Below are 21,917 nucleotides of genomic sequence, written 5' to 3' on the forward strand. Positions count from 1 at the left end.
AACCTTTAAAAATGACGCGCAAGATTACCGCATGGCCCGCCGCCGGGCAATTACCCCTGCGACAAATCGCGGCTCAGGTGTTCCGGCGCATTGCCGCTGGCCTGCCGGGCTTTTACCGAACGCCAGGCAATCCACACAGCCAGGAAGGCCGGTATAGCAAACAGCAGGAACATCCAGAATGCCGCGTTGGCCGCACCGGTATCGCCCTGACTCACGCCCGCGAAGTTAGCGACGGTGCCCGCCAGTGCCGCGCCGAGTGCTGAAGCAAAAGACTGGACGACGGTTATCGAAGCACCGGCTTTTTCGCGATCCTCTTCCGGAGCCTGTTGCAGGACGCGGGTCAGCAGATGCGGCCAGCCAAGACCGATGCCAAAACCGGCCAGCGTCAGACCGAGGACGACACCACTGATATTCAGCCACGGCAAACCAAACGCGACGGGTACGGTAAACAACAATAGAAGCAAACCGGCAGCCAGTATCACCGGCCCGCAAACAATGGCGTTATCAGCACGGCGACCTGTCCAGCCGGAGCTCGCAACCTCACTTAATGTCCAGCCGGCAGCCGCTGCGGCCGTGATATATCCGGCCGCCAGCGGTGCCTGACCGTGCAAATGTTGCAGCATATAAGGCACAAACAGTTCGCAGCCGAGGCCGATAATCAGCAGGCTCATCACCAGATACAGGCCGTAAAGCGGAGAAGAACGGCGTAATGCATTACGCGGCAACAGTCTGACATCAGCGGTAAATTCGCGGTGACGCAGAATTAACACCATCACCACTGCAATGACGAATCCGATCAGATTAATCAGGCCTTCGGAGGACAAGCTTCCAGCAGAAACCACCAGCACCGCGCCGGTCAGTAATGCCAGTTGCATCAGTGGTAACGGCTCATCGGCCTGTTTCTCACGCTGGGCCTTCGGCAAGATCCGCCACACCCACAGCCCGAACAAAGACGTCACCGGCAGCAGCAAACCAAAGGCCCAGCGCCAGGCGTGCAGTTCGGCAAAAATCCCGCCCACCGCAGGGCCGATTAAGGTCGCAATCCCCCACATGGCAGAAATCAGCGCCATTGCGCGCGGCCACAGAGATTCTTTAAACAGGAGATTGATCATCGCGTAGGAAAGCGCAAACAGGAATCCGCCGCCCAGCCCCTGCAGCGCCCTGCCCAGCAACAGCACGGGCATATTCGGCGCTGCGGTACAAATCGCGGCACCGGCAATGAAAATACCGGTCGCCATCAGATAACTGCCGCGTGGTCCGGCAGTTCGCATCAGACGCGCGGAAAGTGCCGAACCCAGAATGGAGCACACGACGTACAGCGTGGTGTTCCACGCATACCACGCCAGCCCGCCGATATCCTGCACAACGGAGGGTAAAATGGTGATCACGATGTAACTGTTGGTGGCGTAAAGTGCGACACCGGCGCTGAGGGTAATGGCACTCCCGCGGTTTTCTGCGCTGAATAAATCCGCCCAACCGTTCTGACTTCCCGACATTTCTCTGTGTCCCTTTGGTTTATGCTTTCCACGCATTGAAGCGTGTTGTGGTTATGGTATGATTAAAACAAGAAATAACTTGGAATATGTTTTACGTAATCTAGAACCCGCCGAGGTAATATGTCAAGCAATGACTTGGAAAATAAAAATGACGTCAGACAAAGTGTGGCAGAACGTCTGCTGACGCTTCTGAAAACGCGCGGGGAATTACAGGCCAGTGATGCCGGTCACCTTTTGGGCACCACCGGTGAAGCCGCACGGCAGCAGTTCGTGAAGCTGGCGAAAGAAGGTCTGGTGGAAGCCAAAGCTGTTTCGCAGGGCGTCGGCCGCCCCTCACAGTTCTGGCAACTGACTGCCGCAGGCCATGCGCGATTCCCCGATGCGCACGCCGATCTCACCGTACAACTTTTGCAACTGATCCGCACCTCTCTGGGCGATTCAGCGCTGGAACAATTGATCACCTCACGGGAAAAAATCACGCAGGAAAACTACCGTCAGGCGATGCGCGGTGCGGTGTCGATGGAAGAAAAATTGCAACGACTGACAGATATCCGTACCCGCGAAGGTTATATGGCGGACTGGACCTTACAGGAAGATGGCAGCTATCTGTTTATCGAAAATCACTGCCCGATTTGTGCCGCAGCCGCTACCTGTCAGGGATTTTGCCGTGCAGAGCGAGATGTGTTCAGCGATGTGCTGGATGCTGATGTGCAACGCACCGAGCATATTTTGCAGGGCGCACGGCGCTGTGCGTATGTGATCAGATAAAGTAGACCCGTGAGATCGCAGACGAAAAAAAACCGCCGGTGAAGGCGGTTTGTTTGCAAAGCAGTGATAACAATTACTTGTTGCCGCTGCCTGCATTGCCGGTGCGACGCTGGCCTGCATGGGCAGGACGCGAACGTGCCGGACGGTTCTCAGCTGAACCACGGTTTTCTGAACCACGATTTTCTGAGGTGCCGCTGCGCTGAGCATTCCCGCCCTGACGCGGAGCGCCGGAACGTGGAGCACCAGAACGTGGTGCGCCCGGACGCTGGCCCTGACGTGGCGCGCCACGACCGCCGCCGCCGCTGCCCTGACGACCATTGATGATCGGCTCAGCTTTGATGCTCGGGTCTGGCTCGTAACCTTCCAGCGCAATGCGTGGAATTTCACGTTTCAGCAAACGTTCGATATCACGCAGCAGTTTGTGTTCGTCAACGCACACCAGAGAAATCGCTTCACCGGTGGCTTCCGCACGACCGGTACGGCCGATACGGTGAACATAATCTTCCGGCACGTTTGGCAGCTCGTAGTTCACAACGTGCGGCAACTGGTCGATATCCAGACCACGCGCAGCGATGTCTGTTGCCACCAGAACGCGGATGGAACCGGCTTTGAAATCAGCCAGTGCGCGGGTACGTGCACCCTGACTTTTGTTGCCGTGGATCGCTGCGGCAGTGATGCCGTCTTTATTCAGCTGTTCAGCCAGATGGTTTGCGCCGTGTTTGGTACGGTTGAACACCAGCACCTGTTTCCAGTCGCCTTCGCCGATCATCTGAGACAGCAATTCTCTTTTACGTTTCTTATCAACAAAGTGAACGCTTTGTTCAATTTGCGCAGAAGCGGTGTTGCGACGGGCTACTTCGACAGAAGCAGGGTTGGTCAGCAACTTGCTCGCCAGACCTTTAATCTCATCAGAGAAAGTCGCGGAGAACAGCAGGTTCTGACGCCTGGCAGGCAGTTTCGCCAGCACGCGACGGATATCATGAATGAAGCCCATGTCCAGCATGCGGTCGGCTTCGTCCAGCACCAGAATTTCAACCTGAGATAAATCAACAGCACGTTGATGTTCCAGATCCAGCAAACGACCAGGCGTTGCGATCAAAACATCCACACCACCGCGCAGTTTCATCATCTGCGGGTTGATGCTCACACCACCAAATACCACCAGCGAACGCAGGGTCAGGTATTTGCTGTAAGCCTGTACGTTTTCACCAATCTGCGCCGCCAGCTCACGGGTTGGGGTCAGGATCAGCGCACGAACCGGGCGACGTCCTTTGAATTGCGCGTTGGTATGGCTGAGCATATTGAGCAGCGGCAGCGTAAAACCAGCGGTTTTACCGGTACCGGTCTGCGCACTCGCCATCAGGTCACGACCTTCCAGCACGACAGGGATAGCCTGACGCTGAATAGGCGTAGGTTCACGATAGCCCTGTTCTTCAACAGCACGCAAAATTTCGGCACTTAAGCCGAGGGAATCAAATGACATATAAGGAAAAGCTCCAGTCCACTCTAACCCGAACGGGGTTCGGTGCAGTTTCAAGAGTGGATGATCAGACGAGGCAAATGAGGCATTACCACGAGGATTCGGCACAAACTGCAGTGCGCCAGTTGTGTGGATTCTACCACAGAACGCCGCCGTGCGTGAACTTATCTCCTGTGAGCCTGTAACGGACGGTTACAGAGGCTGACTCCTGCAACGCTTTCCGGCGGCATAATCTGTCGTGATAATCCCAAATATTGACACAGGATAATCAATTATAAATCTGATGAATGGGTTCCCACTTTTTGCGTCCCACTTCACAGATTTGATTGCTATGCTTCGTTTCTCTCATTCCTCTGTCCATAAGGCTCGCTTGCTGCAACATGGAAACCTGGAAAGTAAATTTAATCTCCGTCTGGCTGGGCTGTTTTTTTACCGGCATGGCAATGAGTCAGATCCTGCCTTTTTTACCGCTTTATATCGAACAGCTGGGCGTGACATCTCATGAATCGCTGAGTCTGTGGTCAGGGCTGGTGTTCAGCGGAACATTTCTGGTTTCCGCCGTTGTCGCGCCGCTGTGGGGCAGCCTCGCTGACCGCAAAGGCCGAAAACTGATGCTGCTGCGCGCCGCGCTGGGTATGGCGATTGTCATGATGTTGCAGGGGTTCGCCACCAACGTCTGGCAGCTTTTCATCCTGCGTACACTGATGGGGCTGACGTCCGGATATATTCCCAATGCGATGGCGCTGGTGGCCTCTCAGGTGCCACGGGATAAAAGCGGCTGGGCGCTGGGCACGCTGTCTACCGGCCAGGTATCAGGGGTGATTATCGGCCCGCTGCTCGGCGGTTTTATGGCCGACCATCTCGGCCTGCGCACGGTGTTTTTCGTCACCAGCGGCATGTTATTTATCAGTTTCCTGATCACGTTATTCCTGATCAAAGAGCGCGTGGTGCCGGTCACCAAAGCTAACCGCCTCAGCGGTAAAGCGGTATTTACCACGCTGCCTTATCCCTGGCTGATTGTCAGTCTGTTCGTCACCACCATGATGATTCAACTGGCGAACGGTTCCATCAGCCCGATCCTGACGTTGTTTATCCGTGAGATTTCGTCTGATACCAGCAACATCGCATTTATCAGCGGGGTGATCGCCGCCGTACCGGGCGTTTCCGCGCTGATGGCCGCCCCGAAACTTGGCAAGCTCGGCGACCGTATTGGCGCGCACCGTATTCTTATTGCCGCGCTGGTTTTTTGCTTCATCCTGTTCTGTCTGATGGCGCTGATTAATACCCCAACTCAACTGGGTATTTTACGTTTCATGCTCGGTTTCGGCGATGGCGCGCTGATGCCTGCGGTACAGGCGTTGCTGGTGAAATACAGCAGCGATCAGGTCACCGGCCGGATATTTGGATACAACCAGTCGTTTATGTATCTGGGGAACGTGGTCGGCCCGCTGATTGGCTCCAGTGCTTCTGCCCTGCTCGGCTTCAGGTGGGTGTTTATCGTGACGGCGATTCTGGTGTTGTTCAACACCGTGCAGGTGTGGTGGAGTTTCCGGCAGGTGCCGACGGGGCGGGTCAGAATACCGTAAGCTGGGGTATCCGGGGCGGGTCTGGGCCATTTGGAAATAGCGGAAACTTTTTGACTTAAAAATTGATTGAGAAAGTTTCGGTTTCTTAATGACGTCGTTCATTTAACTTGCTGCGCCGAAACCGACCAAAAGGGGAAAGTGCTTTTCCCCTTTTGGATTTCCCCTCGCTTTTTCAACAAGCGCTACGCTCGCTGGCTATGTTTCAGCAACCGCTGCGACAGGCTGGAAATCTTGCCGCTGAGCGGTTCCCTCTCTCGGTCCTGAAGCCCTGGGTCTTCAGGCCGCTCCGTTCGGGAAGATTTCTGAATCGCCCGCACAATCTTAAAATCAACGGCAGACTGTTTTTATCTTTTAGATAAGTTTATTGGCGTGATCAAAAATGACACCGAATGAACGGTTCGAGACCTTTGGCTCGACACCTGAAATTCGGGAATCGCGCAGCGATGACATTTTGCGCCACTCACTAATGCGCCGGAACATGTCCATCATGCCAGCGCTAGCGCGCAGTTCAAGATGTGGAGATTCCAAAGAGGGCTCGTCATAGCCCTCTTTGGTCGGTTTCGGCACAGTGAGTTATGCGATCACCGCACGTGAGAAACCGAAACATTCTCAATCCTTTTTTAAAAGCCGCCCTTTGCCGCGGCTCCGGCATAAAAAAAGGGACACTTCTCAGTGCCCCTCTCAAACGTTTGCAATCAAAAACCGTTACCGGCGGTTGCCGAAAATCCGCAACAGCATCAGGAACAGGTTGATGAAATCGAGATACAACGTCAGTGCGCCAACAATGGAGTATTTACGGAAGTTATCGCGATCATCAGCAGACAACTGCGCCCCCATGTTTTTCAGCTTCTGTGTGTCATAGGCGGTAAGACCGACGAAGATCAGCACACCGGCGTACGAAATGATGTTCGCGAGGCCGGAGCTTTTCAGCCACATGTTTACCAGCGACGCCAGCACCAGGCCAATCAGCGCCATAAATAACATGCTGCCGATGCCGGTCAGGTCACGCTTGGTCACATAACCGTAGACACTCATCGCACCAAACATACCGGCGGCGACAATGAAGGTACCGAAAATCGAGTCACCGGTGTAGACCAGGAAAATACTGGAAAGCGTCAGCCCGGTCAGCGCGGAATACAGCATGAACAGGCCGGTGGCGACGGTGCCACTCAGGCGATTTACCATGCCGGAAATCACGAACACCAGCGCCAGCTGAGCGATGATCAGACCGAAGAACGTAATCTGGCTGGAGAAAACAAAACTCATGATTTTCTCAGAGCCGGAAGCATACCAGGCTACAAATGCGGTCAGCAGCAAACCACAGAACATCCAGCCATACACTTGCGCCATGTACGCCTGAATGCCGGTATTCGCGCGTTCAACAATTGAACCGTTACTGCGTGGATATCGATCCATGATGATTACCCTTTTGCATGGAGGACGAAAAATGAGGCCAAAACAGCCTCCCGATTTTTAAAGCGTATCACAGATAGAGAGAAAAGCATGGAAGGTCTGCGTGCGGTTGAGATGCGATTTACCAGCGGGCCGCGGCCTGTTTATCGCTGTCACGGGCATCAACCCAGCGGTCGCCCTCTTCCGTGGCCTCACGCTTCCAGAACGGCGCGCGGGTTTTCAGATGATCCATAATGAATTCATTGGCTTCGAAAGCCATGCCGCGATGCGCACTGGTCACGCCGACGAACACTATTTCATCGCCCGGATACATCGGCCCGACGCGGTGATAAACCGACACCCGTTGCAGCGGCCAGCGGGTACGGGCTTCGGCAACAATCTCTGCCAGCGCTTTTTCAGTCATGCCCGGATAATGTTCCAGCGTTAACGCGCTGACATGGTTACCCAGATTGTGATTACGCACTTTGCCGGTAAACGTCACCACCGCACCGTCGGCGTCTGATTGCGCCAGCCAGTTATATTCATCACCCACGCTGAACGGCGCAGCATCAACAACAATTTTTGTCTCGCTCATATCAGCCTCCGGTGACCGGCGGGAAGAAGGCCACTTCGTCGCCTGCCGTGAGCGGATGCGCCATCGTGGTCAGTGTCTGGTTAACCGCCACCAGTAATTTTCCGGATTCCAGCGCCAGTGCCCAGCGGTCACCGCGTGCAATCAGCGAGGTACGTAATGCCTCTACCGTCGGGAATTCTGCCGGAAGTTGCAGACCGGAGGTGCCGGTCAGTTCGCGCACCTGCGCGAAGAACAGAACGTCGATCATACTTCCACCTTACCTTCCGCTTTACTTTCCACCTTAAAGTCTCCGGATTTGCCGCCGGTCTTTTCCAGCAGACGGATCGGGCCAATCACCATATCTTTCTGCACCGCTTTACACATATCGTAAATAGTCAGCGCCGCCACGGAGGCCGCCGTCAGCGCTTCCATTTCCACGCCGGTTTTGCCACTCAGACGGCAGCGGGATTCGATGCGTACGCGGTGATGTTCTGGCTGCGCTTCGAGATTCACTTCCACTTTCGTCAGCAACAGCGGATGACACAGCGGGATTAAATCCCAGGTTTTTTTCGCCGCCTGAATGCCTGCGATACGCGCCGTCGCAAACACATCACCTTTGTGGTGATTGCCATTAATAATCATCGCCAGCGTGTCGGCAGCCATTTCTACAAAGGCTTCGGCACGCGCTTCGCGAACAGTTTCGGCTTTACCGGAGACATCCACCATGTGAGCATCGCCGGAAGCATTAATATGAGTGAGTTCAGACATACTTATTTCTTCAAATGTGGAGTGAAATTGCACGGTCCCTGACGGGCGTCGAGCTGTGCTTCAATGATGTTGTCCCAGGCGGTCTGGCAGGCGCGGGTCGAGCCGGGCATGGCGAAAATCACCGTCTGGTTGGCGATGCCGCCAATGGCGCGCGACTGTATCGTCGAGGTGCCGATATCTTCAAACGACACCATACGGAACAACTCGCCGAAGCCTTCAATTTCGCGGTCAAACAGCGGTTTCAGTGCTTCCGGCGTATTATTGCCGGCGTTAAAACCGGTGCCACCGTTGATCAGGATCGCCTGGATTTTTTCATCGGCAATCCACGCAGAAACCACGGCGCGGATGCTGTAAACGTTCTCTTTGACGATTTGCTGTGCAACGACGTGATGCCCGCCTTCGGTGACAGCTTCTTTCAGGTAATGCCCGGACGTGTCTTCAGCCTCGGTGCGGCGGTCGGAAACCGTCATGATCGCCACAGATAAAGGCAAAAACTCTTTGCTGGCTTTGCTCATCAGTTTGCTCCTTAAACGATTAATGCCGGACTCAGCCGCCGATAAACGACAGGTTCTGGGTAATTCCGGTATTGCCTTCATGCAGGAAGTGAGTTTGTTTTTTGCGGCTCAGGCCGCCCTGAATGCGGTCCATCAGATCGTCCTGCTGCATGTCGTCGGCTAATAAATCACGCAGAGGGATGCCCTGCTCGCCGAAAAGACACAAATGCAGATTGCCGATGGCAGACACGCGCAGCCGGTTACAACTGGTGCAGAAGTCTTTTTCGTACGGCATGATCAGACCGATTTCACCGAGATAATCCGGATGGCTGAAGACCTGCGCGGGGCCGTCGCTGCGGGAGCGAACCTGTAACTGCCAGCCCTGACGCACCAGCTGTTCACGCAGAACTTCGCCGGAAACGTGATGCTTGCGGAACAGATCGCCACCGTCGCCGGTTTCCATCAGTTCGATGAAACGCAGCTGGATCGGGCGGGTTTTAATCCAGTCGAGGAAGGTATTCAGGCTGGCGTGATTCACATCGCGCATCAGCACGGTATTGACTTTCACCTTGCTGAAACCGGCTTCAAAAGCGGCATCGATTCCGGCCATCACATCGCGGAATTTATCCTGGCCGGTGATGGCGTGAAACTGGCGGGCGTCGAGACTGTCGACGCTGACGTTCACATTCGTCAGACCGGCATCGCGCCATTTATTGATATCACGCGCCATACGATAACCGTTAGTGGTCACCGCGAGGGTTTTGATGGAAGGATTTTCGCGCACTGCGGCAATGATCTCGCAGAAATCGCGGCGCAGCGACGGTTCTCCACCGGTCAGACGCACTTTCTCCGTCCCTAAGTTAGCGAACGCGCGGCTGACCCGACGGATTTCATCGAGCGAGAGAAAACTTTTATTGCTGTGTCCGTGCGGCTTGTAGCCATCCGGCAGACAATAGGTGCAACGAAAATTGCACACGTCTGTGATCGACAGCCGCAAGTAATAAAACTTGCGGGCAAAAGCATCAGTAAGTTGAAGCACCTTAACACCTTTCCAAATACGGGAGATGCGGGCATTTCTGCCATGCACCCTGGTGACTGATTGTCACGGCCAGGGCTCCATATTGTTTCTGTGGGAACAACGTCAGAAAGGCAACTTAGGAACCAGGGCTAGGAGTTGATTCATCCGGTCCATAGCGGAGCGATGATGAATACGGGGGTAACGGGGCATATTCTAACGCCGTAAAGTCCGGATCGCCAAGATGGTTTTTCGTTATGCATTTTGATATATAACGATTTTTCACCACAAAGTGCTGCATTTTCAAGGCGAAAAGCGTTTGATTTTGAATACGCTGAGTCTGCGTATGTCGCCCCCTTAAGTGATAACATCTTGTTGCAAAGTTAGGTAAAATCCCCGCAGAAAATTGATTTATATCGCCACTCCCCATTTCAAAGGAAAACCATGCGCAACCGAACATTAGCAGACCTCGACCGGGTGGTGGCATTAGGCGGAGGACACGGGCTTGGCCGTGTGATGTCCTCCCTCTCTCCTCTTGGCCCGCGCCTGACCGGTATTGTGACCACCACCGATAACGGCGGTTCGACCGGCCGCATCCGCCGTTCCGTCGGCGGCATCGCCTGGGGCGATATGCGCAATTGCCTGAATCAGTTGATCACCGAACCGAGCCTGGCCTCCGCGATGTTCGAATACCGCTTCAGCGGTCAGGGTGAACTCGACGGTCATAATCTGGGGAATCTGATGCTGCATGCGCTGGATCATCTGACCGTCCGTCCGCTCGAAGCGATCAATCTGGTGCGCAGCCTGCTGAAAGTCGACGCAGAACTTATCCCGATGTCAGAACAGCCGGTCGATCTGGCCGCCATTGACGCGAACGGTGAAACGGTTCACGGGGAAGTGAATGTCGATAAACTGACGCAGATCCCGCAGGAACTGCGGCTTGAACCTCAGGTGCCGGCCACCCGCGAAGCGTTGCAGGCCATAGCAGAAGCCAACCTGATCCTGATTGGTCCGGGCAGTTTCTACACCAGCCTGATGCCGCTTTTGCTCATGAATGATCTCACCACAGCGCTGCGTCGCAGTCGTGCCCATATCGTGTATATCGGTAATCTGGGGAAAGAACTGAGCGTCGCCGCCGCGTCTCTGACGCTGGACAACAAACTGGATATGATTGAAACGCGGATTGGCCGCCGTGCGGATGCCGCGATTGTCGGGCCGAAAGTCCAAGTCGGCGGAAGCGCTGCTGAACATCTGATTATTCAGAGCCCGCTTGAAGCCAGCGATGTGCCCTATCGCCATGACCGCGATATGTTGCGGGCGGCCATCGAAGAAGCGCTGCAACAAATGCTCTGATGAGTAAACCGCGATATAAGAAAGGCCGCTGATGCGGCCTTTCTTATATGTGCGAAAACTGAATTTACTGCCAGTCTGTCAGGATCTCAGCGGTGGTTTTCACAGTAACCGGATTGCCCGGCACCGATAACTCACGCCACACTTCGTTATGCTGCCCGATCAGTTGCTGCGCCGTCACATGCGTACGGTCGGCGGTGGTATGCGCATCAGACGCCACGGTGACTGAATAGCCTTTGCTGGCGGCCACTTTGATGGTGGTATCAACGCAATAATCCGTTGCACAACCGCAGACGGTAAAACGGGTGGCATTAAGTTCCTGCAATACCGATTCGAGCGTGGTGCGATAGAAAGAATCACAGGCGGTTTTGGTGACTGAAATCGCGCCTGCTGGCTGATGAAGTTCAGGTAACAGCTGCCAGAATTCGCTGCCTTCGGTCATGTCACCCTCAGCGTGCTGAATGAAAATGACGCGCCCTGCCCGGTCAATCAGCTGATTAATACGTTCAGCCCGCCCGTTGCGGTCATAACGTGGGGCAGCGAAAACCCCGTTTTGCATATCCACCACAATAAGAACATGTTGCTCTGACACGACTTTCCCCTCAAATGAACAGAATGCTATGCGCGTAAATTACTTTTTCACCAGCGGATGGTTATTCCACGGGCTGTCGGCAGCCGGTTTGGCGGTGCTGACTTTTGGCTTTTGCGGGGCCTGTGCGGAGAGCGGCGTACGGCGCTTGCTGCGGGTCATATCCGGTCGCAGATGGCCTTCAATGAAATCCAGATACAGCGTTTCAACTTCCTTGCGCGCCCACGGCGTGCGGCGCAGAAATTTCAGACTTGACTTCACACTCGGGTCGCTTTTAAAGCAGTTGATATTCACCTGCGAAGCCAGCGCCGGCCAGCCAAAGTTATCCACCAGCGTTGTCAGCAGTTTTTCCAGCGTGACGCCGTGCAGCGGATCTTTCGCTGCGCCAGGGTTTTGTGGTGTATCAGTCATTGGCTCGCTCTTCGTTTTACGTTTTCTATTTTAAGGCCGCGCAGTCTAGCATCTCAGGTTTATGAAATGGCAATAAACTGCTCGCGTAATGCATGCAACTCGTCGCGGGTGTTGGCCGCTTCTTCGAATTCCAGATTTTGCGCGTGTGCATACATCTTGCTTTCCAGCTCTTTGATGCGTTGCTCCAGCGCTTTCGGCGTAAGCGATTTGAAAGTTTGCGCCGCTTCTGCATCGCGTTTGTCTTTGTTCTTTTTGGTCTTCGGCTGACCAAGTTGCAGGATGTCGGAAATCTTCTTGTTCAGCCCCATCGGCGTGATACCGTTTTCGAGGTTGTACGCTTCCTGTTTGGCGCGGCGACGTTCGGTTTCTTCAATGGCGCGGGCCATCGAGTTGGTAATTTTATCACCGTAGAGAATCGCTTTACCGTTGAGGTTACGCGCCGCACGACCGATGGTCTGGATAAGCGAGCGTTCAGAACGCAGGAAGCCTTCTTTGTCCGCATCCAGGATCGCCACCAGCGAGACTTCCGGCATATCCAGGCCTTCGCGCAGTAAGTTGATGCCGACCAGCACATCGAATTCTCCCAGACGCAAATCGCGGATGATCTCCACACGCTCGACGGTATCGATGTCAGAGTGCAGGTAACGCACCTTCTCGCCGTGTTCTTCCAGATACTCAGTCAGGTCTTCCGCCATACGCTTGGTCAGCGTAGTGACCAGCACACGCTCGTTAATTGCCACACGTTTACGGATCTCAGACAGCAAGTCGTCAACCTGCGTGGTCACCGGACGCACTTCGATGATCGGATCCAGCAGACCGGTCGGACGCACCACCTGATCGACGACATCATCACCGGATTTCTCCAGTTCGTATTTACCCGGCGTGGCCGAGACATAAATACTTTGCGGCGCGAGCGCTTCGAATTCCTCAAAGCGCATCGGACGGTTATCCAGCGCTGATGGCAGACGGAAACCGTATTCCACCAGCGTTTCTTTACGCGAGCGGTCGCCTTTGTACATCCCGCCGATTTGCGGAATGGTCACGTGGGATTCATCCACAATCAGCAGACCGTCTGCGGGCAGATAGTCAAACAGTGTCGGCGGCGGCTCGCCCGGCCCGCGTCCTGAAAGGTAGCGCGAGTAGTTTTCGATACCGGAGCAGTAACCCAGCTCGTTCATCATTTCGAGATCAAACTGCGTGCGCTGGCTGATGCGCTGCTCTTCCAGCAGTTTGTTATTGGCCAGCAGCACTTTGCGGCGATCGGCCAGTTCGACTTTGATTTCTTCCATCGCCTGCACGATACGTTCCCGCGGGGTCACGTAGTGCGTTTTCGGGTAGATGGTGAAACGCGGCACTTCGTGCTGAACCTGACCGGTCAGCGGATCAAACAGCGACAGGCGTTCAACTTCCTGATCAAACAGTTCGATGCGCAGCGCCAGATCATCAGATTCAGCCGGAAACACATCAATGACTTCGCCGCGCACACGAAAAGTACTGCGCTGGAAAGCCTGATCGTTACGGGAATATTGCAGTTCCGCCAGACGACGCAGGATGGCTCGCTGATCGATAATCATCCCTTTGGTCAGGTGCAGCATCATTTTCAGATACAAGTCCGGGTCACCCAGACCGTAGATCGCAGAAACTGACGCTACCACGATGACATCGCGGCGTTCCAGCAGGGCTTTAGTCGCGGAAAGACGCATTTGCTCGATGTGTTCGTTCACTGAGGCGTCTTTTTCAATAAATGTGTCTGAGCTTGGGACATACGCCTCAGGCTGATAGTAATCGTAGTAGGAGACAAAATATTCGACGGCGTTCTCCGGAAAGAACTCTTTCATCTCGCCATAAAGCTGCGCCGCGAGCGTTTTGTTCGGGGCAAGCACCATCGTCGGACGGTTCAGGTCAGCAATCACGTTCGCCACAGTAAAAGTTTTGCCTGAACCGGTCACCCCGAGCAACGTCTGGTGCGCCAGCCCGTTCTCCAGCCCTTCTTCCAGACGGCGTATCGCCTCAGGCTGATCGCCTGACGGTTTAAATTCGGAATGCAGTTTGAACTCTTTACTCATGACGGGCTACCTGACTGAAATGAAAATGCACAAGGCCGTACGGGCTGAACCGGGGAACAGTTCGAGGAAAAATAGTATGAAAGACTTCGCAAATTTTGCCAGCCCTGATTTTACCGCCGCTATAATACTGTATATAAAACCAGCTTCCAATCGATAATATCAGCCCCCCTTTTAACATCTTGCTGCAACTGCACTTTTTTAGGTTATGGCAAATGAGAATTCTCACCATCACAAGACATTTTTATCCCAAAATTTACGGCTATTCACTTTTTGACCACAGCTTGACGAAGATTGACACAACTATGACGAACGAATTACGGCTGTATTGCTTTTAACTAACTCATTGAATAAAAACAACATCATTAAAAAGCTGCGAATACGGGCAAACTGAGCGAAACCCGCGTCCTGACTCGTCTGTAGCAACTTTTCTCACTCTCATGCACAAGGTTATCCACAGGAATAGTGGATAAGTCTCAGCACGCCAAGCGCGGCGGGAGTTGGTAAAAAACCATTTTTTCCTCCGTCAGCGTCTGAGAGCTCTTTTTTAGTTATTTTTTATCTTTTTTATCTCCTTATTTATGCCTATTTCGCCTAGATTTCCGCGCGGATGTTCCTTGCAAAACCCAAAAGTGCATCTGAGCAGGATTTTTTAGCTTCTCAACTGCATAAACCTTGCACCAAAATCAGTGAAGACGGCACTGACAAAGTGCAGTTTCCTTTCACCGCTCTTCGCGCCGAATCTCAAAATCCTGACAATACTCATGAATAATCCTAAATCATCCGCGTCCGGGCTGTTAACAGCGGAGTAAGCGCATTTTTTATCCCCGGCTGCTAAAACTTGGCCTGAGAGTTGCAAATTCACTCTTTGAAGAGATTTTGTGAAGGATTCCCCTGTAGAACGCACATACAGCGGAACATAAATGTCAGAAACAAGACAGTGGCCGTCAAAATGCAGTCCGTTGAAAAGCTCCATGAGGGAGGTATATCTGATGTTAAGTGTAAAATCCGTTAATCAGTACTACGGGCAAAAACATATTCTTTGGGACATCAATCTCGAACTGTACCGCGGGCAATGCACCTGCCTGATCGGGCGAAATGGCGTGGGCAAAACGACGCTGGTCAATTGCATCATGGGCCATCTTCCGGTGAAAAGCGGCGCAATTTCCTGGCAGTCGCGTGATGAAGAACCGCAAAGTCTTCTGAATCTGCCGGTCGAAAGCCGCGCACAGATGGGTATCGGTTATGTGCCTCAGGGACGGCAGATTTTTTCGCAGTTGAGTGTCGATGAAAATCTGCAAATCGCCATGATGGCGAGCAGGAATAAGACACGCCGCGTGCCGGAAGAAGTCTATGACCTGTTTCCGGCCTTAAAGGAAATGGGCGCGCGTAAGGCGGGAGAGCTCGATGAAAGCCAGCAGCAACAACTGGCGATCAGCCGTGCGCTGGTTCAGGAGCCGGAATTATTGATACTCGACGAACCGACCGAGCATACCAGCGCGTCAATGGCGGCGAATATGGGTAATATCATTCACCGCCTGAACCGTGATCTTGGTCTGACACTGTTGCTGGTCGGCCACAAACTGCCGTTCATCCGCAGCGTCGCCGACCGGTTCTGTCTGGTTGATGACGGCCGCAATGTCGCGCAGGGCACCCTGGCGCAACTCGACGACACGTTAGTCAAAAACTATCTGACGGTCTGACGTTTCACGCAGTGAGACGGTCAAGATGAAGATATTGCCCCAGATTAACGTCAGTTCCGGCGCTCAGATACGGGATCTCGCCCAGCAATGGCGCAGGCAGCATACGCGTGAGCGTATCCATGTATGCCTGATGATGCTTCCCCGTTTCCTGCACGTCGTTGGCTATCCAGCCCGCCAGATGCAGCCCGCTTTGTGCGATGGCCTGCGCCGTCAGCACCGCGTGGTTAATGCAGCCGAGGCGCATTCCCACCACTAAAACTACCGGCAACTGCTCGGCGATAACCCAGTCAGCAAAGGTATAATCGGCGGTCAGCGGCGTATACCAGCCGCCTGCGCCTTCCACCACCACCCAGTCCGCCAGCGGTTCCAGATGACGTAAACCTGCAGATAACACCTGCGGGTCAACCGGACGCTTTTCCAGTTCGCTGACGATGTGTGGCGATGTGGGTTCAACAAAGGTGCATGGATTCACTTCGTCATAACGCAGACCCACGGTGCTGTATGCCTGTAACGCAAGAGCATCGCTGTTACGCGGCCCTTCAGCGGTCATTTCACTGCCTGATGCCACCGGTTTGTATCCGGCTGTTTGGTGTCCGGCGCAGGCTGCGGCCTGCAAAAATGCGGTGGTCGCAACGGTTTTGCCGACTTCAGTGTCGGTGCCGGTAATAAAGTATTTTTGTTTCATGATTTATTTTAATAAAAGCCTGGTGTTGGTTCTGGCTCCCTCCCCGCAATGACATCGGATTTTGCTCCTCCCCCTGTGAAGGGAGGGAGCAGACCGCGCCAGTTTCAAACCAGGGAGGAGCTTTGTTAACGTGGGATAAGTTCTTCGACCTGCAAAATGCCGTAGACCAGCCGGTAGTTGAGCGGCAGGACACCGTCGCGCCGGACGTAGTGTTTTTCCAGCAATTGCAGGCGTTCGCGTCCGCCCAGACCGCCGAGACGGCCATTTTTAATATGCGTCGCACCGATGCCCTTCAGCGAGCGCATCAGTGACATCACATCGGGGAATTCGGCTACGTGGTCGCTGAAGGTTACTTCATGGCGATAAGGCGCGCAGGCTTCGGCGATTTTGTCCGGCGTCAGAAACTGATTCACGTGACGTCGGCCATCGACTTTCATCCATGCCGCAGCCAGTTCGTTAAGCGAACCCTCTGCCAGCGTGGAAAACAGCACCAGCCCGCCGTTGCGGGTGACGCGATGCATTTCTTCCAGCGCGCGTGGCAACGCGTTACACCACTGTACCGCCAGATTGCTGAAACAAATGTCGACAGAATTGTCGGCGAACGGCAAACGTTCGATGTCGCCCGGCACGTATTCATCGGCGGAGTCCAGCTCGCGGGCACGGTCTAACATGCCTTCCGAGAGATCCAGCGCGATGACCTTTTTGCCCTGCGCCTTCCAGTAACGGCTGAAATATCCGGTGCCGCAACCCGCATCGACGACAAGATTACCTGCGTCCTGAAGATAGGGTGCGGCGAGCGCCAGTAATTCCTCGCCTACATCACGCTGCAACTGTGCGGCGCTTTCATAACTGATGGCAGCGCGACTGAACGCGTCGGCCACCGCTTGTTTGTTCACTAATTCAGTGACTGCACCCATGAAGGGACTCCAGCAAAAAATCGATATCTTCCGGCTCATGCGCCGCCGTCAGGGTAATACGCAACCGCGCACTGCCCGGCGGCACCGTCGGTGGACGGATGGCGCTGACCCACAACCCGCGTTCGCGCAAGTCCGAAGCCAGATCCAGCGCAGGCTGATTCTCACCCACAATCACCGGCTGTATAGCGGTCTGTGAACCGGTCAGGTGATAGGGCAAACCGGCTGCACCCGCGCGAAAACGGGCAATATTGGCCGCCAGTTTATCACGCAAGTCGTCGTCCTGCCGGACTCGTGCCAGCGAGGCTTGTAACGCGCACACCTGTGCGGCGGGCATCGCCGTGCTGTAAATCAGATGACGGGCGAACTGCAACAGATAATCCGCAGTGGCATCATCACACAGCACTGCCGCCCCACTGCAGCCGAAAGCTTTTCCGAATGTGACGACCAGCAGCTCCGGCCTGACGCCCTGCTGCCAGCAACTGCCGCGTCCTTCTTCGCCGGTCACACCCACGCCGTGCGCGTCATCCACCATCAGCCAGCTGCCGTGCGTTTTCGACAAATTATGCAGTTCAGCCAATGGCGCAGCATCACCGTCCATACTGAACACGCCTTCCGTCACCACCAGCGTTTCACCGCTCACCGGCTTTTCCAGCAGACGTTGCAGGGAATCCGGCTGATTGTGATGAAACCGGCGGAGTTGCGAAGGCGCATGTGCAGCAGCTTCCAGTAAAGACGCATGACTGAGTTTGTCGGCCAGCACGCGATCATCACTTTGCATCAGCGCGGCAAGAATCGCCTGATTGGCGGCAAAGCCGGAGATAAACAGCAGAGCACGCGGATAATCCTGCCACTGTGCCAGTTGCTGCTCAAACTCTGCGTGCGCCTCGCTGTAACCGGTGACGTGCCCGGAACCGCCGCTACCGACGCCGTATTTCACCGCACCCTGCTGCCATGCGGCAATTACGTCAGCATCCTGACTCAGGCCGAGATAATCATTACCCGAGAAATTCAGATAACGCCGCTCAGCCTGCGTCAGAAAGCGCGCGCTGCCGCCCCGGTTTGGCTGACGCACACGAAATGCCGCCGCCTGTTTGCGTACCGCCACCGCTTCATTAATCCGCGTTTGCCAGCTCACCGGTTATACCGAAGCGTTGTAGAACTGATCGGTATCAGCATGAACCAGTTGTTCGGCCAGCGCGGCCTGTTGCTGGTTATCACCCATTTCTGTTTCGAAGGACTGAGGATTCAGCCCCAGTTTGCCAAACAGAATTAAGTCTTTATCTTCCGCCGGATTCGGCGTGGTCAGCAGTTTGCAGCCGTAGAAAATCGAGTTAGCACCGGCCATAAAGCACATCGCCTGCGTCTGCTCGCTCATCTGTTCACGACCTGCGGAAAGACGCACGTAGGATTGCGGCATCATGATGCGTGCGACCGCGATGGTGCGGATGAAATCGAACGGATCCACATCGTCATTATCGGCCAGCGGCGTGCCTTTGACTTTCACCAGCATGTTGATCGGCACGCTTTCCGGCGGTACCGGCAAGTTCGCCAGTTGCATCAGCAAACCGGCGCGATCTTTGACCGTTTCGCCCAGCCCGACAATTCCGCCGGAACAGACTTTAATGCCCGCACCGCGCACTTCCGCCAGCGTATCCAGACGTTCCTGATAGCTGCGGGTGGTGATGATGCTGCCGTAAAATTCCGGCGAGGTATCGAGGTTATGGTTGTAGAAATCCAGACCAGCGTGCGCCAGACGCTGCGCCTGTGTGGTGTTCAGCGTACCCAGCGTCATGCAGGTTTCCATACCCATTTCTTTCACTCCCTGCACCATTTGCTCCAGGTATGGCATGTCACGGTCGTGCGGGTTTTTCCACGCTGCGCCCATGCAGAAACGGGTCGAACCGGCGGCTTTCGCCTGACGGGCAGATTCGAGTACCTGCTCGACTTGCATCAGACGTTCAGATTCCAGACCGGTCTTGTAACGGGAACTCTGCGGACAATATTTACAGTCTTCCGGACAGGCGCCGGTTTTAATCGACAGCAAGGTGCTGACCTGCACCTGACGCGGGTCGAAATGCTGGCGGTGAATTTGCTGAGCTTCAAACATCAGCTCCAGGAATGGCTTATCGAACAGTGCCTGAGTTTTTTCCAGCGTCCAGTGGGACATGACGACATCTCCAAATAATGCTCCCCCGTCTTCCTTCAGGCTGCCTTGATGCAACCCGAATGATTTTGGGGTTAATGTTTTATGATTAGTAAACCATTTTTGATTTGTTTTGGTTTACCGTCAACGTTAAAATTATTTTTTAGTTTACAACTTAGCTCCTGCAGGACTCATTTATGACCCCCGCCGATATTGAATTCGATCAGCGCCACATCTGGCATCCGTACACATCTATGACCAAACCGCTGCCCGCGTATGCCGTGGAATCCGCGTCCGGCGTGATGTTGCAACTGGCCGATGGCCGTCAGCTGGTTGACGGTATGTCATCCTGGTGGGCGGCGATCCACGGTTACAATCACCCGCAGCTCAATCAGGCGGCCATTGAACAAATCGGAAAAATGTCACATGTGATGTTTGGCGGGATCACGCATCCGTCGGCTATCGCGCTGTCGCGACGTCTGGTGGAAATGACCCCGGCCGGGCTGGAATGCGTGTTTCTGGCAGATTCAGGTTCGGTGGCCGTAGAAGTGGCGCTGAAGATGGCGATGCAATACTGGCAGGCGCGCGGTGAAAAACGTCAGACCTTGCTGACGCTGCGCAACGGCTATCACGGCGATACCTTTGGCGCGATGTCAGTGTGCGATCCGCAAAATTCGATGCACAGTTTGTATCAGGGTTATCTGCCGCAGCATCTGTTTGCCGATGCGCCGCAAAGCCGTTTTGACGGCGAATGGGATGAAACGGATATCACGCCGTTCGCCAAAATGCTCGACGAGCACCACAGCAAAATCGCGGCCGTCATTCTGGAACCGGTGGTTCAGGGCGCAGGCGGAATGCGGATCTACCATCCGTTGTATCTCAAACGCGTGCGCAAGTTATGCGACGAATACGGTGTGCTGTTGATTGCCGATGAAATCGCCACCGGATTTGGCCGTACCGGCAAGCTGTTTGCCTGCGATCACGCCGGGATTTCGCCGGATATTCTGTGTCTCGGCAAAGCGCTGACCGGCGGCTATATGACGCTTTCCGCCACTTTAACCACGCGTCACGTCGCTGAAGTGATCAGTAACGGCGAGGCGGGATGTTTCATGCATGGCCCGACCTTTATGGGCAATCCGCTGGCCTGTGCGGTCGCCAATGCCAGCCTGCGGTTGTTAGCCAAAAACCGCTGGCAGGCGCAGGTTCTGAATATCGCGAAACAACTGAAAGCCGAATTACAGCCTCTGGCCGAACATCCTGCCGTCGCCGACGTGCGGGTGCTGGGCGCAATTGGGGTGGTAGAGATGCGCCAGCCGGTGGACATGGCGCAGTTGCAGAAGCACTTCGTGGCGCAAGGCGTGTGGATCCGTCCGTTCGGCAAGCTGATTTACCTGATGCCTCCGTACATCATTTCGGCAGAAGAACTGAGCAGACTGACCGGCGCCATCGCCAGCGCACTGGTTGCGCTGTACTGATCAGTTTGCGCTGACTAACCGGTGCGAAGTCGATAACAGCGCGCTCAGTTTTTCCCGGCTGAGCCGCGCTTCTTCATTGAGAAAATCAATCGCTACTTTCAGTGCGGGCGTTGGATTTTCCGGATACAGCAACGTATAAGACGCACCGCTCGCCACGCACAGCGGGAACGGGGCGACAATACGCCCCGCCTGCAAATCGTCCTCAATTAACGTCAGATCGCCCATCGCCACGCCATATCCCTGCAACGCAGAATTAATGGCCAGATCCAGCGTATCGAAATGTTGGGATTTGGCCGAAGGCAGTCCCTGAACGCCCTCTTCCCGCAGCCACAACAGCCAGTCGCGGCGATCCCGCGTCGGATGCAACAGCGTTTTATCCTCAAGATCCGCCACCGCAGTTTGCCCTTTATGACGCGGTAAGAAATCAGGCACACAGACCGGCGTCAGCACTTCATCAAACAAATGATGTGCGCGCCGCGATGATTCAGGCGGGCGGCCAAAAACCACGGCTGCATCAAAATGCTCACTGCTGAAATCCACCCCATGCGCGATAGATGCCGTCAGCTCAATCTGCATATCCGGCCGATCGTTTTGCAGCTGGATAACACGTGGCAGCAGCCAGCGCATTGAACAGGTCGGGCATTTAATGCGCAGCGTGTCCGGGTGCGAACCGACGCGTTTCAGGGCTTCGCTCATCAGCGCCAGCGCCTGTTGTACCGGCGGTAAAAGTTGCGCGCCGCGCGGGGTCAGCGTCAGCCCTCTGGCCTGACGCAAAAACAACGGATACCCCAGCGTGGCCTCAAGCCCGGTGATCTGCCGGCTGACCGCGCCCTGCGTGATATGCAGCAGCGAGGCGGCATGGGTCAGATTCAGCGTCTGCGCTACAACCACAAAGGTTTTCAGCACATTCAGTGACGGTAAATTCAGGTGAGACATTTCAGGTAAAAGGTTCACAACGACCTCACTGGGAGCGGGAAAGAGCCATGACTTCAGATCATAACGAGTATG

22 protein-coding genes and 1 riboswitch are annotated in these 21,917 nt (G+C 54.7%); of the genes, 5 read left to right on the top strand and 17 right to left on the bottom strand.

The window, feature by feature from the left end; genetic code table 11:
- Positions 1 to 50: 50 nt before the first annotated feature.
- Complete coding sequence (locus tag J1778_RS15880) at positions 51 to 1,496, bottom strand: MFS transporter (protein ID WP_217174015.1); 1,446 nt, start codon at positions 1,494 to 1,496, stop codon at positions 51 to 53.
- A 120-nt stretch (positions 1,497 to 1,616) separates the two neighbouring features.
- Between J1778_RS15880 and J1778_RS15885 the strand changes: the two genes are divergently transcribed.
- Positions 1,617 to 2,264: a helix-turn-helix transcriptional regulator gene (locus tag J1778_RS15885; RefSeq protein WP_217174016.1), complete on the top strand. Its 648-nt coding sequence runs from the start codon at positions 1,617 to 1,619 to the stop codon at positions 2,262 to 2,264.
- A 73-nt stretch (positions 2,265 to 2,337) separates the two neighbouring features.
- Here the strand turns inward: J1778_RS15885 and rhlE are convergent, their stop codons facing one another.
- Positions 2,338 to 3,747: an ATP-dependent RNA helicase RhlE gene (gene rhlE / locus J1778_RS15890; RefSeq protein ID WP_217174017.1), complete on the bottom strand. Its 1,410-nt coding sequence runs from the start codon at positions 3,745 to 3,747 to the stop codon at positions 2,338 to 2,340.
- A gap of 377 nt (positions 3,748 to 4,124) precedes the next feature.
- Between rhlE and J1778_RS15895 the strand changes: the two genes are divergently transcribed.
- A complete protein-coding gene (locus J1778_RS15895) occupies positions 4,125 to 5,330 on the top strand; it encodes a multidrug efflux MFS transporter (RefSeq protein WP_217174018.1) in 1,206 nt (401 codons plus the stop codon).
- 705 nt (positions 5,331 to 6,035) lie between these two features.
- On the opposite strand, the gene J1778_RS15900 is transcribed toward J1778_RS15895, so the two are convergent.
- From J1778_RS15900 to moaA, 6 genes are all read right to left on the bottom strand, one after another.
- A complete protein-coding gene (locus J1778_RS15900; RefSeq protein WP_013576373.1) occupies positions 6,036 to 6,746 on the bottom strand; it encodes a Bax inhibitor-1/YccA family protein in 711 nt (236 codons plus the stop codon).
- Between the two features lie 118 nt (positions 6,747 to 6,864).
- Positions 6,865 to 7,317: a molybdopterin synthase catalytic subunit MoaE gene (gene moaE, locus J1778_RS15905; protein ID WP_217174019.1), complete on the bottom strand. Its 453-nt coding sequence runs from the start codon at positions 7,315 to 7,317 to the stop codon at positions 6,865 to 6,867.
- 1 nt (position 7,318) lies between these two features.
- Positions 7,319 to 7,564 (bottom strand): molybdopterin synthase sulfur carrier subunit, encoded by a 246-nt coding sequence (gene moaD / locus J1778_RS15910; RefSeq protein WP_217174020.1) that lies wholly within the window; start codon positions 7,562 to 7,564, stop codon positions 7,319 to 7,321.
- Complete coding sequence (gene moaC, locus J1778_RS15915; RefSeq protein ID WP_217174021.1) at positions 7,561 to 8,064, bottom strand: cyclic pyranopterin monophosphate synthase MoaC; 504 nt, start codon at positions 8,062 to 8,064, stop codon at positions 7,561 to 7,563. Before moaC ends, moaD begins: the two co-directional genes overlap by 4 nt.
- Positions 8,065 to 8,066: 2 nt before the next feature.
- Positions 8,067 to 8,579: a molybdenum cofactor biosynthesis protein B gene (gene moaB, locus J1778_RS15920; protein ID WP_217174022.1), complete on the bottom strand. Its 513-nt coding sequence runs from the start codon at positions 8,577 to 8,579 to the stop codon at positions 8,067 to 8,069.
- A gap of 31 nt (positions 8,580 to 8,610) precedes the next feature.
- Positions 8,611 to 9,597, bottom strand: a complete 987-nt coding sequence (gene moaA, locus J1778_RS15925) for a GTP 3',8-cyclase MoaA (protein ID WP_217174023.1) — start codon at positions 9,595 to 9,597, stop codon at positions 8,611 to 8,613.
- A riboswitch (molybdenum cofactor riboswitch) is annotated at positions 9,587 to 9,744 on the bottom strand. Its footprint overlaps the gene before it by 11 nt.
- A gap of 273 nt (positions 9,745 to 10,017) precedes the next feature.
- Here moaA and J1778_RS15930 point away from each other — a divergent pair.
- On the top strand, positions 10,018 to 10,926 hold the full coding sequence (locus tag J1778_RS15930; protein WP_217174024.1) for a gluconeogenesis factor YvcK family protein: 909 nt from the start codon (positions 10,018 to 10,020) through the stop codon (positions 10,924 to 10,926).
- 64 nt (positions 10,927 to 10,990) lie between these two features.
- Here J1778_RS15930 and J1778_RS15935 read toward each other — a convergent pair whose 3' ends face one another.
- The 4 genes from J1778_RS15935 to J1778_RS15950 form a co-directional block, all read right to left on the bottom strand.
- The gene (locus J1778_RS15935) at positions 10,991 to 11,515 is read right to left on the bottom strand and encodes an isochorismatase family protein (protein WP_217174025.1); all 525 of its coding nucleotides are present in this window, start codon (positions 11,513 to 11,515) and stop codon (positions 10,991 to 10,993) included.
- Between the two features lie 39 nt (positions 11,516 to 11,554).
- Positions 11,555 to 11,923: a VF530 family protein gene (locus J1778_RS15940; RefSeq protein WP_013576381.1), complete on the bottom strand. Its 369-nt coding sequence runs from the start codon at positions 11,921 to 11,923 to the stop codon at positions 11,555 to 11,557.
- A gap of 59 nt (positions 11,924 to 11,982) precedes the next feature.
- On the bottom strand, positions 11,983 to 13,989 hold the full coding sequence (uvrB, locus tag J1778_RS15945) for an excinuclease ABC subunit UvrB (protein WP_217174026.1): 2,007 nt from the start codon (positions 13,987 to 13,989) through the stop codon (positions 11,983 to 11,985).
- 649 nt (positions 13,990 to 14,638) lie between these two features.
- Positions 14,639 to 14,962 (bottom strand): hypothetical protein, encoded by a 324-nt coding sequence (locus J1778_RS15950; RefSeq protein ID WP_217174027.1) that lies wholly within the window; start codon positions 14,960 to 14,962, stop codon positions 14,639 to 14,641.
- Positions 14,963 to 14,978: 16 nt separating this feature from the next.
- Between J1778_RS15950 and J1778_RS15955 the strand changes: the two genes are divergently transcribed.
- Positions 14,979 to 15,689 carry an ABC transporter ATP-binding protein gene (locus J1778_RS15955; protein WP_217174028.1) on the top strand — a complete coding sequence of 237 codons (711 nt, stop codon included), beginning with the start codon at positions 14,979 to 14,981 and terminating at the stop codon, positions 15,687 to 15,689.
- Positions 15,690 to 15,693: 4 nt separating this feature from the next.
- Here J1778_RS15955 and bioD read toward each other — a convergent pair whose 3' ends face one another.
- From bioD to bioB, 4 genes are all read right to left on the bottom strand, one after another.
- Positions 15,694 to 16,374 carry a dethiobiotin synthase gene (gene bioD / locus J1778_RS15960; protein ID WP_217174029.1) on the bottom strand — a complete coding sequence of 227 codons (681 nt, stop codon included), beginning with the start codon at positions 16,372 to 16,374 and terminating at the stop codon, positions 15,694 to 15,696.
- Between the two features lie 125 nt (positions 16,375 to 16,499).
- Positions 16,500 to 17,291, bottom strand: coding sequence for a malonyl-ACP O-methyltransferase BioC (gene bioC, locus J1778_RS15965; protein WP_217174030.1), 792 nt, complete (start codon positions 17,289 to 17,291; stop codon positions 16,500 to 16,502).
- Complete coding sequence (bioF, locus tag J1778_RS15970; protein WP_217174031.1) at positions 17,275 to 18,426, bottom strand: 8-amino-7-oxononanoate synthase; 1,152 nt, start codon at positions 18,424 to 18,426, stop codon at positions 17,275 to 17,277. The genes bioC and bioF overlap by 17 nt, the downstream gene beginning before the upstream one ends.
- 3 nt (positions 18,427 to 18,429) lie before the next feature.
- On the bottom strand, positions 18,430 to 19,458 hold the full coding sequence (gene bioB, locus J1778_RS15975; RefSeq protein WP_217174032.1) for a biotin synthase BioB: 1,029 nt from the start codon (positions 19,456 to 19,458) through the stop codon (positions 18,430 to 18,432).
- 173 nt (positions 19,459 to 19,631) lie between these two features.
- On the opposite strand from bioB, the gene bioA reads away from it, so the two are divergent.
- Positions 19,632 to 20,909 carry an adenosylmethionine--8-amino-7-oxononanoate transaminase gene (gene bioA / locus J1778_RS15980; protein WP_217174033.1) on the top strand — a complete coding sequence of 426 codons (1,278 nt, stop codon included), beginning with the start codon at positions 19,632 to 19,634 and terminating at the stop codon, positions 20,907 to 20,909.
- Here bioA and J1778_RS15985 read toward each other — a convergent pair whose 3' ends face one another.
- Positions 20,910 to 21,845, bottom strand: coding sequence for a LysR substrate-binding domain-containing protein (locus J1778_RS15985; protein ID WP_217174232.1), 936 nt, complete (start codon positions 21,843 to 21,845; stop codon positions 20,910 to 20,912).
- Between the last annotated feature and the right edge of the window lie 72 nt (positions 21,846 to 21,917).

It is taken from the genome of Rahnella bonaserana (genome assembly GCF_019049675.1).
Lineage (GTDB): Bacteria > Pseudomonadota > Gammaproteobacteria > Enterobacterales > Enterobacteriaceae > Rahnella > Rahnella bonaserana.